The sequence below is a fragment of the Puia sp. genome, assembly GCF_036500295.1.
In the GTDB taxonomy this organism is placed as follows: Bacteria; Bacteroidota; Bacteroidia; order Chitinophagales; family Chitinophagaceae; genus Puia.
Genome location: NZ_DASYCH010000113.1, coordinates 1 through 13642, shown reverse-complemented (window position 1 = coordinate 13642; position 13642 = coordinate 1). Strand labels below are relative to the sequence as shown.

The 13642-nt window shown below is 57.7% G+C and carries 14 protein-coding genes; 11 read left to right on the top strand and 3 right to left on the bottom strand.

All coding sequences use genetic code 11. From position 1 onward, the window contains the following. Nucleotides 1-16 precede the first annotated feature (16 nt). Entirely contained in the window at nucleotides 17-916 is a 900-nt protein-coding gene (locus VGM48_RS21115; RefSeq protein ID WP_331582421.1) for a 2,3,4,5-tetrahydropyridine-2,6-dicarboxylate N-succinyltransferase, read from the bottom strand. A gap of 51 nt (nucleotides 917-967) precedes the next feature. On the opposite strand from VGM48_RS21115, the gene VGM48_RS21110 reads away from it, so the two are divergent. From VGM48_RS21110 to VGM48_RS21070, 9 genes are all read left to right on the top strand, one after another. Next, nucleotides 968-1537 (top strand): L-threonylcarbamoyladenylate synthase, encoded by a 570-nt coding sequence (locus tag VGM48_RS21110; protein WP_331582420.1) that lies wholly within the window; start codon nucleotides 968-970, stop codon nucleotides 1535-1537. A 95-nt stretch (nucleotides 1538-1632) separates the two neighbouring features. Next, nucleotides 1633-2010, top strand: coding sequence for a hypothetical protein (locus VGM48_RS21105; protein WP_331582419.1), 378 nt, complete (start codon nucleotides 1633-1635; stop codon nucleotides 2008-2010). Between the two features lie 9 nt (nucleotides 2011-2019). Continuing rightward, the gene (locus VGM48_RS21100) at nucleotides 2020-3150 is read left to right on the top strand and encodes a glycosyltransferase family 9 protein (protein ID WP_331582418.1); all 1131 of its coding nucleotides are present in this window, start codon (nucleotides 2020-2022) and stop codon (nucleotides 3148-3150) included. An 82-nt stretch (nucleotides 3151-3232) separates the two neighbouring features. Then, complete coding sequence (locus tag VGM48_RS21095) at nucleotides 3233-4651, top strand: CCA tRNA nucleotidyltransferase (RefSeq protein WP_331582417.1); 1419 nt, start codon at nucleotides 3233-3235, stop codon at nucleotides 4649-4651. 83 nt (nucleotides 4652-4734) lie between these two features. Then, the gene (locus VGM48_RS21090; protein WP_331582416.1) at nucleotides 4735-5328 is read left to right on the top strand and encodes an IS1096 element passenger TnpR family protein; all 594 of its coding nucleotides are present in this window, start codon (nucleotides 4735-4737) and stop codon (nucleotides 5326-5328) included. 28 nt (nucleotides 5329-5356) lie between these two features. Further along, nucleotides 5357-6247, top strand: coding sequence for a tRNA (adenosine(37)-N6)-dimethylallyltransferase MiaA (gene miaA, locus VGM48_RS21085; protein WP_331582415.1), 891 nt, complete (start codon nucleotides 5357-5359; stop codon nucleotides 6245-6247). A gap of 64 nt (nucleotides 6248-6311) precedes the next feature. Next, nucleotides 6312-7034, top strand: a complete 723-nt coding sequence (locus VGM48_RS21080) for a hypothetical protein (protein ID WP_331582414.1) — start codon at nucleotides 6312-6314, stop codon at nucleotides 7032-7034. Between the two features lie 142 nt (nucleotides 7035-7176). After that, nucleotides 7177-8535 carry a GH1 family beta-glucosidase gene (locus VGM48_RS21075; RefSeq protein ID WP_331582413.1) on the top strand — a complete coding sequence of 453 codons (1359 nt, stop codon included), beginning with the start codon at nucleotides 7177-7179 and terminating at the stop codon, nucleotides 8533-8535. Nucleotides 8536-8589: 54 nt separating this feature from the next. Beyond that, nucleotides 8590-9780 carry a cytochrome c3 family protein gene (locus VGM48_RS21070; protein WP_331582412.1) on the top strand — a complete coding sequence of 397 codons (1191 nt, stop codon included), beginning with the start codon at nucleotides 8590-8592 and terminating at the stop codon, nucleotides 9778-9780. Between the two features lie 101 nt (nucleotides 9781-9881). On the opposite strand, the gene VGM48_RS21065 is transcribed toward VGM48_RS21070, so the two are convergent. Beyond that, nucleotides 9882-10670 (bottom strand): polysaccharide deacetylase family protein, encoded by a 789-nt coding sequence (locus VGM48_RS21065; RefSeq protein ID WP_331582411.1) that lies wholly within the window; start codon nucleotides 10668-10670, stop codon nucleotides 9882-9884. A gap of 38 nt (nucleotides 10671-10708) precedes the next feature. Then, a complete protein-coding gene (locus VGM48_RS21060; RefSeq protein ID WP_331582410.1) occupies nucleotides 10709-11197 on the bottom strand; it encodes a GAF domain-containing protein in 489 nt (162 codons plus the stop codon). A gap of 37 nt (nucleotides 11198-11234) precedes the next feature. Between VGM48_RS21060 and VGM48_RS21055 the strand changes: the two genes are divergently transcribed. Together VGM48_RS21055 and VGM48_RS21050 are read left to right on the top strand one after the other, a co-directional pair. Beyond that, nucleotides 11235-12329 (top strand): aromatic ring-hydroxylating dioxygenase subunit alpha, encoded by a 1095-nt coding sequence (locus VGM48_RS21055; protein WP_331582409.1) that lies wholly within the window; start codon nucleotides 11235-11237, stop codon nucleotides 12327-12329. Between the two features lie 10 nt (nucleotides 12330-12339). Beyond that, the coding region (locus VGM48_RS21050) for an APC family permease (protein ID WP_331582408.1) at nucleotides 12340-13642 on the top strand (1303 nt) is incomplete at its 3' end.

Genomic DNA, 13642 nt, shown 5'->3' with positions numbered 1-13642 from the left:
GCGGCATTCCAATCATCTATACTGATACATTAAAATCCCGCAAGGCGTCATTCAGACTCGTCTTCAGATCGGTACTCGGCTTTCGCTGCCCGATGATCAGCGCGCAGCTCACCCCATACTCACCCGCGGGGAATTTCTTCATATAACTTCCCGGGATCACGACGCTCCGCGCAGGCACCCGGCCCTTGTATTCCACCGGCGACGACCCGCTCACATCGATGATCTTCGTCGACTGGGTCAATACGACATTGGCTCCCAGCACCGCCTCTTTCTCCACGATAACGCCTTCCACCACGATGCTCCGGCTGCCAAGAAAGACGCCATCCTCGATGATCACCGGCGCCGCCTGCAAAGGCTCCAGCACTCCGCCGATCCCGACACCACCGCTCAGGTGAACCCCTTTGCCAATCTGCGCACAACTGCCGACCGTCGCCCAGGTGTCTACCATCGTTCCTTCGTCGACATAGGCGCCGATATTCACATAGCTAGGCATCAGCACGACGTTACGCGCCAGGAACGCCCCATAACGGGCAACTGCATGCGGCACCGCCCGGACCCCCAGCGACTTATAATCCTTCTTCAGCAGCATCTTATCGTAAAATTCAAACGGGGCAAGATCCCAGGTCTGCATCTGCTGGATACCGAAATATAGCAATATTGCCTGCTTCACCCATTCATTCACCGTCCAACCTGTTCCCGCGGCCAGAGCAGAGCCCCCCGTGTCTATCGTCGGTCCTCCAGCAGCCTGCCCGCTGCCACCTGCGTCTGTCGCCAACTTACCGGCGCCCGGCGCGGCGACCCGCAGCCGTCCCTTGTCCACCTCCTCGATAACCGCCCGAACCGCGTCGGCATATTTACTATCTTTCAATAACTCCCGGTTTCCCCAGGCTTCCGTGACCAGTTGTTTCAAATCCATTGAACCGTTTTTTGAAGATGCAAATTTACAAGTATTTTCGCACCTTCTACCATGAACTTCGACACCGATATCGACCACTCCCTTTCCGTCCTCCGGTCCGGCGGCCTCCTCCTGTATCCCACCGACACCATCTGGGGCATCGGCTGCGACGCCACCGACCCCCAGGCCGTCGCCAAAGTCTATGCCCTCAAACAGCGCGAAGCCGCCAAAAGCCTCATCGTCCTGGTAGCCGACAAGCGCGATCTCCTGAAATATACCAGCCAGCCCGATCCCAGCATCTTCGACTTCCTGGCCACCGTTCAAAAACCCACCACCGTCATCTATGAGGGCGCCATCGGCCTGGCGCCAAACCTCGTCAATGAGGACGGCACCATCGCCATCCGCCTCGTCGACGACCCCTTCTGCCGCCATCTGATCAAACGCTTCCGCAAACCCCTCGTCTCCACCTCGGCCAATATCTCCGGCGATCCCGCCCCCGCCTTTTTCAGTCAGATCGATCCCCGCATAAAACAAGGCGTCGACTACATCGTCCAACATCGCCGCGACGACGAAACACCCCGCCAGCCCAGCGCCATCATAAAATGGAATTCCGGCGCCGCCCCCACTGTCATCCGTTCCTGAATGTGTCATAAAAACGGGATTAATAACCCGTTAAACACGGATTAAAGGTTTGTCCGGCTATTGACATCTCCGCCGTCGCAGCGTAATTTGAGGGTATGCGAAGACCCCTCTATTTCCGCTTCCTCATCGCCCTCCTGGTATCCCAGGCAATCGCCGCTTCAGCCCAAAAAGGACCCGAACCATTCAGCCGGCAGGAGGGTCGGGTATCCCTCTGCGCGGCATATACCCGGGAGTTTGACAACTATGACAACGAAAACATCGTGGTAAGAGAGATGAAACTGCTAACCTTCGGGAATTCGGTCAATATCCCGATATCCCGCCGCCTTTCTTTTCAGTCCAGTCTGGTAAAATTCATAAACGGCCGATATGGCACCAACCTCAGGGAAAAGGATATCAAGAACAAGAATCCTATCCGGCTCATCCTCGACAAAGAAAACCAACGCCGTGACACGCACGTCGCAAAATCCGGTTAAATTTGCCCCGTGCAAAAATTCCTGGTAATACAAACCGCCTTCATCGGCGACGTCGTCCTCGCCACGGCCCTCATCGAAAAACTCCACGCGTTCTATCCCGACGCCCGGATCGACTTCCTCGTCCGAAAAGGCAACGAAGGCCTCCTACTCGGTCATCCCTACCTGCACGAAGTCCTCATCTGGGACAAAAAACAAAACAAACAAAGGAACCTGTTCCGCCTCCTCCGTCGCATCCGCGCCGAAAAATACGATACCGTCATCAATGTCCAGCGTTTCTTCGCCACCGGCCTCCTCACCGCCTTCTCGGGCGCAAAGCAAACCATCGGCTTCGACAAGAACCCGCTCAGCCGCTTCTTCACCCGCCGTATCCCCCATATCGTCAGCGCTCCGCCGCATCCGGGTGGTGCCCCCCAATCCGGCGCGCCAAAACACGAAACAGATAGAAACCAGGCCCTCATCGCCGCCCTCACCGACGACAAACCTGCAAAACCCCGGCTCTATCCTACAACCGCAGACGAAGAAAAGGTCAAACCCTATAAAGCAAAACCCTATATCACCATCTCACCCGCCTCCGTCTGGTTCACCAAGCAGTACCCGAAGGAGAAATGGGCCGGATTCATTCAAAAACTCCCCCCGCATCTGACTGTCTACCTCCTCGGCGCTCCCTCCGACAAAGACCTCTGCCAGTATATCCTCTCAGCCGCCCAAAACTCATCCGCGCAGTCTCCCCCGCAGCAAACTCCCGCAACGCAAACCTCCCCCGCAACGCAAACTGCCCCGCAAATCCCGTCCCCCGCGCAAACCTCCCCCGCAACGCCAAATGTCATCAACCTCTCCGGCGCCCTCACCTTCCTCCAATCGGCCAACCTCCAACAGGACGCCCTCATCAACTTCGTAAACGACTCCGCCCCCCTCCATTTCGCCTCCTCCGTCAACGCCCCCGTCACCGCCATCTACTGCTCCACCATCCCCGCCTTCGGCTTCGGCCCCCTCAGCGACAACCGCCATATCGTCGAAATAACCCAACCCCTCGACTGCCGCCCCTGCGGCCTCCACGGCTTCAAAGCCTGCCCCCGCGGCCACTTCAACTGCGCCTATAAAATTCAGGACCAGCAACTTCTGGATACCCTGCCAGGCTAGAACCCATCGTATCTGCCGCATATTCAGTAAGTTTGCGTGCGGAAGCGACCCCTAATGGCCGCCTCCTGCCGACGGTACAAGTATGGACATCAACTGCACCCCAAAAGAACTCTTCGTATTCGATAAGATCGCCCGGGCCGCCGCCACCCTCGGAGCCCCGGCCTACCTCATCGGCGGCTTCGTCCGTGACAAACTCATCGACCGCCAGACAAAAGACGCCGATATCGTCTGCGTCGGCGACGGCATCGCCCTCGCCCATAAAGTCGCCGAATCCCTCAAACCAAAACCCTCCGTCTCCTACTTCAAGAACTTCGGCACCGCCCAGATAAAATACGAAGACTGGGAGATAGAATTCGTCGGCGCCCGCAAAGAAAGCTACCGCGCCGAATCCCGCAACCCCGAGGTCGAACCCGGCACCCTCGCCGACGACCAGCTCCGCCGCGACTTCACCATCAACGCCATGGCCATCAGCCTCAACGCCGGCGACTATGGCAAACTCATCGACCCCTTCAACGGCCTCAGTGACCTCGAAGCAAAGATCATCCGCACCCCCCTCGACCCACTGCGCACCTTCAGCGACGACCCCCTGCGCATGCTCCGCGCCATCCGCTTCGCCTCCCAGCTCGGCTTCACCATCGCCGAGCCCACTCTGAAAGCCATTGCCGAGGACGCCCCACGCATCGCCATAGTTTCGCAAGAACGGATAACGGACGAGATAAACAAGATCATCCTCAGCCCCAAACCCTCCATCGGGTTCGATCTGCTCTATAAAACCGGGCTCCTCAAGATCATCTTCCCCCAGATGGTTGACCTGGAAGGCGCGGAATACATCGACGGCATGGGCCACAAGGACAACTTCTATCATACCCTCCAGGTCCTCGACAACATCAGCCGCAATACAGCCGACCTCTGGCTCCGCTGGGCCGCCATCCTCCACGATATCGGCAAACCCGCCACCAAAAAATTCGAGAACGGCCACGGCTGGACCTTCCACGGCCACGAAGTCGTGGGCGGCCGCATGGTCCCTAAGATCTTCACCAAACTCAAACTGCCGCTAAACGACAAGATGCGTTTCGTCCGCAAACTCGTCGAATACCACCTGCGTCCCATCAGCCTCACCAGGGAGAATATCACGGACTCGGCCATCCGCCGCCTCCTTTTCGACGCCGGCGACGATATCGACGCCCTGATGACCCTCTGCGAGGCCGATATCACCAGTAAGAACAAACAAAAGGTCAAACGCTTCCTGGAGAACTTCGAACTGGTCCGCCAGCGTCTCAAAGCCGTCGAAGAGAAGGACCAGATCCGCAACTGGCAACCCCCCGTCACCGGCGAGATGATCATGGAAAAATTCGGCCTCCCCCCCGGCCGCACCGTCGGCATCCTCAAAAACGCCATCCGCGAAGCCATCCTCGACGGGATCATCGATAACAACTATGACGCCGCCTATGCTTTTATGATGGAAAAAGCAGCAGGATTGCATTTGATCCCCGTCAAATGATGCCGCCGCAGCTCCCCGCCCTCATACAAATTCCATTTTTGGACAATTTCTGTATCTTGTGAACTCAAAATTGCATTGTAGCCATGGCGATATTGAAATTCAGGGTATATTTCGAAGAAGACGATAGCATTTACCGGGATGTGGTGGTACGGCACACGCAATCCTTTTTGGTGCTGCACCAGGTCATTCTCAAAGCATACGAGTTCGACAGCAAGCACCAGGCCACTTTTTTCCGCAGTAACGACCACTGGCAGCGGGGCCGTGAGATCTCGCTGGAGAAATATGACAGGCAATATAAGGTGGACCCCCTCCTCATGGAAGCCACTACCATCGGTTCGGAGATCCGCGACCCGAATCAGAAATTCATCTACGTCTACGATTTCGTCAAGAATTGGGGTTTCCTCGTCGAACTCATCAACGTCACCAAGGAAGCCGACCCGAAGATGGACTATCCCTCCGTCATCAAATCCGAAGGCATCGCCCCGTCCCAATATGGGACAAAAGGCCTCGTCGGCGACAAACTCACCGAAGTCGAAGAGAAGTACGACCTGACCAAGGGTACCGAAGGCTTCGGAACCATCGGCGCCTCCGGTGAAGCCGAAACCGAAGAGCAAAGCGAGAGCGAAGAAGGCGAAGAAGGCGAAGAAGAAGGCGCCGCCGGCGAGGAACAACTCTAAACAAGGCGAACCACCGTAAAAGGACCTTATGGCCCTGTCCACACCAACCGTCATCATCCTCGTGGGACCGACCGCCGTCGGCAAAACGGCCGCCGCCCTGCGCCTGGCCCGGCATTTCAAAACCCGCATCATCTCCGCCGACTCCCGCCAGTGCTACCGGGAACTCAATATCGGCGTCGCAAAGCCGTCCCCCGCCGAACTGGCCGCCGTTCATCACTATTTCATCGACTCCCACAGTATCGAATCCGAGGTCAACGCCGCGGGCTTCGAACAGCTGGCCCTCGGCTGGGCCGAAGACATTTTTCGAACTTCCCCCGTCGCCGTGATGGTCGGCGGCACCGGGCTCTATATCCGCGCTTTCACCGACGGCCTCGACAGCATCCCGCCCGTGGATCAGTCCATCCGTAGCCGGATCCGCCTCGACTACGAAGAGCAGGGCCTCGCCTGGCTGCAGGAAGAGATAAAGAAATATGACCCCGAATACTATGCTGCCGGGGAGATCCAGAACCCCCAACGCGTCATGCGCGCACTCGAGGTCAGGCTGTCCACCGGCCAATCGATCCTCTCTTTCCGTACCCGCGAACCCCGCGGCCGCCCCTTCGACATCAAAACCATCGGCCTCCAGCTCCCTAAAGAGCAGCTCCACCAGCGTATCCATGACCGCGTCGACGCGATGATGCAGGCCGGCCTCCTCGAAGAGGTAAAAAGCCTCCTTCCCTGGCGCCACCACAATGCGCTGCAGACCGTCGGCTACAAAGAGCTCTTCGATCACCTCGACGGCAAAACGACCCTCGCCGAAGCCGTCAACGCGATAAAGACCAATACCCGCCAGTACGCCAAACGCCAGCTCACCTGGTTCCGCCGCGACCTCTCGGTACGTTGGATCGATGCATCCGCTCCCCCGGAATCCTTCTTGTAAAATTCTCCCGTAATTCGTACATTCATCGCCAAAGCCACCGATTGGGGCACACAACCACCAAAACATGTACCGAATCCTGTCAACAGCCGCCCTCACCCTTTTTCTGATCCAGGGCCAGGCCCAAAAGATCATCGATGTCACCACCGCCGACGGTTCCGGCGCAACAGACTACAACACTACCTCCGCCGTTCTCGGCCAGATGTACACCGGGATAAAATATGTCCGGGTCACTGCCGGCACCCCCTTCTTTAAGGAACAATTTATGAAAGGCGTGTTGTTCGACGACGGTGGCGGCCGGTACCGGTGTAATGCCGTTCGCATCAACCTCCTCGACAACGAGATCAACTTCCTCGGCGCCGATGGCAAAGAGATGGTCTCCAGCTCACCCATCCGGCGCATCGTCCTCGCCGATAGCACAACCGGCGATAAATATTATTTTGTGTGGGGTTGGGAACTGACGCCGGCCGACAGATCGCTCGAAAAAGTCTGGTTCCAGATCCTTGTCAACGACGAGACCAGCCTCTGCCGCCAGATAAAGAAAAAGATCCACGAAACGCCCGCATATGGCACCGCCACCACCGACGAAGATATCCTCTCCATCGACGCCTGGTATCTCCATAAGCATGGCGCCCTCATCCCCGTGAAAAACTGGCAGGACCTGCAGGACCAGCTCCAGGATCAGAAGGCCCTGCTCACCCAGTATATCCACGACCATCACCTGAAAGGGAAGTCGGCCGACGACTTCACCCAGCTCGTCACCGCCTACAACGCCGCAAAAAAATCCTGATAACCGTGTGCCCTCACCCCGCCTGTAACGCCGCCCTAACGTTAGCCCGCGTCCGCGTCCGCCTCCCCAAAAGATAACCCAATAGTAATATTGGGTTAACATCCTTTCATCCGAATATTGCACACCGCAAATCTTCCAACGATTGGTCAACCACCTGTATAAGCTGTCAGCGAGGGAATTCGGCGATGATTTTCAATGGGGCGTGGCAATGGCCGCTGCACAGAATGAAGGGGCCTGGAACACTTACGGCAAAGGACCCTCCATCTGGGACACGTTCTCCCGCCGCCAGGGCAAGATCAAAGGCGGTGGCAAACCAACCGTCGCCTGCGACTTCTACCACCGCTATAAGGACGATATCCTTTTGGCAAAAGCCCTCGGCTTCTCCGTTTTCCGGTTCTCCCTCTCCTGGGCCCGCCTCCTTCCCGAAGGCATGGGCCGCGTCAACAAAGAAGGCGTCGCTTTCTACCATCGCGTCATCGACGAATGTCTCAAACTCGGGCTAACTCCCTATGTCACCCTCTATCACTGGGACATGCCCACCGCCCTCGAAAAAGAGGGCGGCTGGACCAGTCATTTTATGGGCAAATGGTTCACCCGCTTCGTCACCCTCTGCGCCGAAGAATATGGCGACAAGGTGAAAGACTGGATAGTTCTCAACGAACCCTTCGGATTCACGAGCCTCGGCTACATGCTCGGCCGCCATGCCCCCGGCAGGGTAGGGCTGTCTAACTTCCTTCCGGCCATCCATCATGCCGCCCTGGCCCAGGCCGAAGGCGGGCGCATCCTCCGGCAACTCGTCCCCGGCGCCCATATCGGCACCACCTTCTCCTGCTCCGAAATCGTCCCCTATACCAACAATCCCGAAGATATCCAGGCCGCCCGCCGCCTGGACATTCTTATCAACCGCCTGTTCATCGAACCGGTGCTCGGCCGCGGCTACCCTCGCGAAGATTTTAAATTCCTCGAAAAGCTCGAACTCCACAACCGCAGCTGGAAATATACCGAACGCATGACATTCAACTTCGACTGGATCGGCATCCAAAACTATTTCCCCATCGTCGTGCGGTACAACCCCCTCATCCCGATCGTCCAGGCCTCCGAAGTGAAGGCCTCCACCCGCAAGGTGCCCCACACCGCGATGGGCTGGGAGATCAACCCCGACAGCTTCTACCGCATCCTCAAAAGATTCTGGCTCTATGGCGGCGTGAAGGAGATCATCGTCTCCGAAAGCGGCGCGGCGTTCAAGGATGCCGTCGTCAATGGCGCCGTCGACGACCAGGCCCGCATCGAATACTATCAGGGCTATCTGCTCGCCCTGCTCCGCGCAAAAAAGGAAGGGGTGAATATAAAGGGGTTCTTCGCCTGGACCCTCATGGACAACTTCGAGTGGGCCGCCGGCTACGACGCCCGTTTCGGCCTCATCCACGTCGATTTCGCTACCCAGCTGCGAACGATAAAAAGCTCCGGCTACTGGTTCCGCGACTTCCTCCAGAAAAAATAGGTCGGCTTCCGACAACCGCAGGCCCCCCCTTTTCGTTCATGTGTATACAAAACTATGCTACGCCATCTGCGCCGCCACGCCCGCCGCAACGGTATCCTCCTTTCCCTCGCCCTGCTGATCTGGGGCGCAAACACCTTTTGGCTCACCCCCGCAGAACTCGCCCAAACTCCCCAAACCCCCGACCACGCCGCCTGCCTCTCCTGCCACAAACAAATCGTCCAATCCCACCTCCACACCGCCCACTGGCTCAGCTCCTCGGCGGCCAGCGCCGCAACCATAAAAGGCAGCTTCCGCAACGGCCGCAACCGCTTCGTCTATAACGACAAACTCGAAGTCGTCATGGAAAAAAAGAACGGCATCTGGCTCCAATCCTCCTACTTCAACGGCAACCTCTTCGAAGCCGAAGCCTTCGACATCGTCATCGGCTCCGCCCGCAAAGGCCAGACCTATCTGTATTGGGATAACAACCGGCTCTTCCAACTGCCGATCTCTTACTATACCCCCGCCGACGCCTGGTGTAACAGTCCCGGCTATCCCACCAACCTCGCGTATTATAGCAAACAGGTCCCGGGGCAATGCATGGAATGCCATGCCACTGCTGCCGAACTCTTTACCGACGATCACGGCTCCGTCACCTATGACAAAAACAGCCTCATCCTCGGCATCGACTGCCAGCGCTGCCACAGCGACGCCACGCAACACATCGCCTGGCACACCGCCCATCCCGCCGACAGCCTCCAGGGAAGATATATCGTCGACGCAAGGCACCTCAGCCGCCAGCAACGCCTCGACGCCTGCGCCCTCTGTCATTCCGGGTTTCGCAAGCAGTTCACCCCGTCGTTTACCTTCCGCGTCGGCGATACCCTCGATAAGTTCTCCACAGCCGTGTACGACAGCGCGGCCGCCGCGAACGCCGAACTCGACGTCCACGGCAACCAATACGGTCTGCTCACCTCGAGCAAATGCTTTATAAGATCGGGAAATTTAGACTGCTCTTCCTGTCACAACGTCCACGTCGACGAAGCCGGCAAAATGGCCGTGTTCTCGCAGCGCTGCATCTCCTGCCACAACCCGCTGCCCCCGCACCCCGGCCAGGACAGCACCCGCCTCGCCGCCAACTGCATCGACTGCCACATGCCCGCCCTGCCCTCCAACAAAATACTGTTGCAGCTAACCGCCGGCGCCTCCCCCGTCCACGATCTGGTCAGGACGCATCACATCGCAATATATCCAAAGGCAAAATAGGGGCGTTCCCCTTCGGGTCGCGCTCTACGCTGTAGTCCTCGGCCTCCCCCGCTATCGCTGGTCGGCCTCCGGACTGTCGCTCCGATCCGCTAACGCGCGCTCTAATGAAAATCGCGGTTGATCGCCGCGCTAAACGTCTTCAGACTCCACCCGCCTCCAACAATGATCCGGCGAATCGTCATCAACGGATCCGTAGGATCCATCTTGTCCGCCAGCTGAAACGCCATCAGAAAATCCCGCTTGCGGATCTCCGGCAACGCCTGGCGATTCCATAGCCCAAAAGGATAGGCAAAATATCTTATCGGCCCGCCGGTAACGGCTTCCAGTTTCTTCGTCGGCTTGTCGATCTGCACCTCCCAGTCCTTACCCTGGTACTTCTTTACACTGTGATGATCCCAGGTATGACTGCCGATCACATTCCCCGCCGCATGCAACTCCTTTACCTGCGCCTCCGTCATATAATGCGGCTGGCGGTTCAGACTCACCGTCATGATAAAGAACACTCCCTTGAACCCATATTTCTTCATCTCCGGCCAGGCCACCGTATACTGATCTTCATCCGTATCGTCAAAGGTCAGCATGATCGGCTTGCTCGGCAGCGCAGCACCCTTCGTCAGGTAAGCATATAATTGATCCGGGAGTATGGTATGATACCCGCTGTCATGCAGCATCTTCAACTCCGCCCGCAGATCGGCCGGCGGCATGATATAATCTTTCGAAACTTTGGAATCGGTCGCTTTCCAATCGCGAATCTGATGATAACATAAGATCGGCACCTGTTTCCTTCCCAGGATCACCGAAGCCGGGGGCACATGATCATCATTCAGCGGTGCCGCCGTCGCAGTAAGAATAAAACCCACAAAACCCAAACAAAGCAAATGTCTTTTCATATTAGAGATTAAAATAGTATTGTCAGTAACGAGCCAGCTTAATTATTATTGTTTACTCCCGGTATCGCTTTCACCACCTCCTCCAACCACCGGGCATCCTCCTCATCAAAAGCACTTATTTCCGCACTGTCCGCATCCAGCACCCCTACCACCTCGCCGCCCAAAAAAATCGGCACCACGATCTCGCTCCGCGAAAGGCTGCTGCACGCGATGTGCCCAGGAAACAACTCCACATCCTCCACGATCAACGTCCTCGCCTCCGCCCACGCCGTACCGCAGACTCCCCGGCCCCGGCGGATCCGCGTACACGCCACCGGCCCCTGAAAAGGCCCGACGACCAGTTCCCCCTCCCGGACAAGGTAGAACCCCACCCAAAGCCAGCCAAACTGCTCCTTCAGGGCAGCCGCAACATTGGCCAGGTTGGCCGTTCCATCGGGCTCGCCCTCCATCAGGGCGATTATCTGGGGTAACAGCGAGCCGTACTGCTCTTCTTTCGACCCCCTCGCGATCTGTAAGTCTTCTGACATGCCCGCAAAATTACAATAACTTAACTTATATTCGGTTATGCCCAGGTTCACCATCGACGCCGACATCGCAAAAGCAAAAACCCCCGACACGGGTCTTTATACCGATCCGCAACTGTTCCGGGAAATAAAGGAAAAATGCTTCGCGGCCTCCTGGCAGTTCATCGGCCATACCCAACTCGTCCCCGCCCCGGGCGACACCCATCCCTTCTGCCTCCTCGAAAACTACCTCGACGAACCCCTGGTCCTCGTCAACGATGAAGGCACGCCTGGACTCTTATCCAATGTCTGTACCCACCGCGGCAACCTCGTCGTAAACGAACCCTGCCGCCTCACCCATCTCCGCTGCCGCTATCATGGCCGGCTTTTCAACCTCGACGGTTCCTTCCGCAGCATGCCCGAGTTCAGGGAAGTGGAAGACTTCCCCACGGGATCCGACAATCTCAAACAGCTTCCCCTCAAGACCTGGGGACCCTGGCTCTTCACGGCGCTAAACCCCACGCTGCCCTTCGAAGCTTTCTGGGGCGATATCCAAAAACGTCTCCCCTGGCTGCCCTTCGAAAAATATGTCTTCCGGCCCGAACTCTCCCGCGACTTCACCGTCCGCGCCAACTGGGCCCTCTACTGCGAGAACTATCTGGAGGGATTTCATATTCCCTTCGTTCATGCCGGTCTCAACACCGTCATCGACTTCGGCAACTATACCACGGAGCTCTTCGCCCACTCCAACCTCCAACTCGGCATCGCAAAGGACGGCGAAGACGTCTTCGACCTGCCGCCGACCTCCCCCGACTATGGCAAAAAGGTCGCCGCCTACTATTTCTTCGTCTTCCCCAACCTCATGTTCAACTTCTATCCCTGGGGCCTCAGCGTCAACATCGTAAAACCGCAAACGCAGAGCGAGACGATCATCTCTTTTCTTACGTATATCTGCGACGAAACCCGGTACGACAAAGGCGCCGGCTCCGGCCTCGACACCGTCGAACTCGAGGACGAAGAGGTCGTCGAAGCCGTTCAGAAAGGGGTCCGCTCCAGATTTTATACGCATGGCCGATATTCCGTCACCCGCGAACAGGGGACGCATCATTTCCATCGACTCATCGCCCGCTTTCTCGACTCACCCCCCGCCCACTAAACCCCTCATGATGTCCACCACGCTAAAAAAATCCCTCGGCCTCGGTTCCGCCATCTCCTTGGTCATCGGCAGCATCATCGGCGCCGGCATCTTCATGCGGCCCGCCTCCATGGCCGAACGCCTGGGGTCACCCTATATGCTCTTCCTCGTCTGGATCGTCGCCGGATTTATTTCGATCATCGGCGCGATGATCTATGCCGAACTCGGCACCATGTTCCCCGATACCGGCGGCCCGTATGTCTATTTGCAGAAGACCTACGGCGATCTCGTCGCCTTCCTCTTCGGCTGGGCCAGCAATATCGTCATCAACACCACCGCCATCGCCTCCATGGCCTTCGTGGCCGCCCAATACCTCGGTTTCTTCGTCCATCTGCCGCGCTTCGACTCCGCCGTCGAAACTTCGGTCCGGCTGCATATCCCCTTCGTCGCCGATATCTATCCCCTACAGGACATCGGGGTAAAGGCCGTCGCCGCCGGCATGCTCGGCGTGCTCATCGTAGTCAATTATTGCAGTACACGCGGAGGCAATGGATTACAAGTCCTCGCCACCGCCGTAAAAACCTTCGCCCTCGTCCTGCTCATCGGTGGCCTGCTCTTCAGCGGCAAGGGCCACGTCGCCAACTTCGTCACCAACAGTCCCGGTTATCATCCCGGCGGCTGGCTCCTGCTGGTTGCTTTTATGGCCGCCACCTCCGGCGCCTTCTCTTCATACGATGGCTGGTATAATATAAATATGGTGGCCGGCGAACTCGAGAACCCGCAACGAAACATCAGCCGCAGCCTGCTCATCGGGGTAGGGGCCTGCATCACCATTTATTTGCTGACCACCGTCGCTTATACCTATGTGTTGCCCGTGGAGAAGATGGCCCATTCGCCGCTGGTCGCCGCCGATGCCATGGAGAATGTCTTCGGTCATGCCGCCGCCGGCCTCGTCTCCGCGCTCATCGTCCTCACCGCCTTCGGCTGTGCACAGGCCAATCTCCTGGCGCCCTCCCGCATCGTCTTCAAGACCGCGCAGGAAGGCGGCTTCTTCGCCTGGACCGGCAAGGTCCATCCCCGCTTCGGCACCCCGGGCAATGCCGTCATATTTATGGGCGTCATCAGCATCCTCTTCGTCTTCAGCGGCAGCTTCGATATCCTCGCCGATATGTTCGTCTTCCTCAGCTGGATCTTCTATGGCCTCACCGCCTTCGGCCTCTTCCTGCTTCGCCGTCGCATGCCCGACACCCCGCGGCCCTGGCGCGTAAAAGGCTATCCCCTCCTTCCCGCCTTCTTCGTCGTCTTTACCGGCTTCTACCTCGTCGCCACGCTCT

What these genes read in the sequence shown, in the direction of transcription:
- VGM48_RS21115 (WP_331582421.1), bottom strand. Translation starts at nt 916, where the DNA reads ATGGATTTGAAACAACTGGTCACGGAAGCCTGGGGAAACCGGGAGTTA.
- VGM48_RS21110 (WP_331582420.1), top strand. Translation starts at nt 968, where the DNA reads ATGAACTTCGACACCGATATCGACCACTCCCTTTCCGTCCTCCGGTCC.
- VGM48_RS21105 (WP_331582419.1), top strand. Translation starts at nt 1,633, where the DNA reads ATGCGAAGACCCCTCTATTTCCGCTTCCTCATCGCCCTCCTGGTATCC.
- VGM48_RS21095 (WP_331582417.1), top strand. Translation starts at nt 3,233, where the DNA reads ATGGACATCAACTGCACCCCAAAAGAACTCTTCGTATTCGATAAGATC.
- VGM48_RS21090 (WP_331582416.1), top strand. Translation starts at nt 4,735, where the DNA reads ATGGCGATATTGAAATTCAGGGTATATTTCGAAGAAGACGATAGCATT.
- miaA (WP_331582415.1), top strand. Translation starts at nt 5,357, where the DNA reads ATGGCCCTGTCCACACCAACCGTCATCATCCTCGTGGGACCGACCGCC.
- VGM48_RS21080 (WP_331582414.1), top strand. Translation starts at nt 6,312, where the DNA reads ATGTACCGAATCCTGTCAACAGCCGCCCTCACCCTTTTTCTGATCCAG.
- VGM48_RS21070 (WP_331582412.1), top strand. Translation starts at nt 8,590, where the DNA reads ATGCTACGCCATCTGCGCCGCCACGCCCGCCGCAACGGTATCCTCCTT.
- VGM48_RS21065 (WP_331582411.1), bottom strand. Translation starts at nt 10,670, where the DNA reads ATGAAAAGACATTTGCTTTGTTTGGGTTTTGTGGGTTTTATTCTTACT.
- VGM48_RS21060 (WP_331582410.1), bottom strand. Translation starts at nt 11,197, where the DNA reads ATGTCAGAAGACTTACAGATCGCGAGGGGGTCGAAAGAAGAGCAGTAC.
- VGM48_RS21055 (WP_331582409.1), top strand. Translation starts at nt 11,235, where the DNA reads ATGCCCAGGTTCACCATCGACGCCGACATCGCAAAAGCAAAAACCCCC.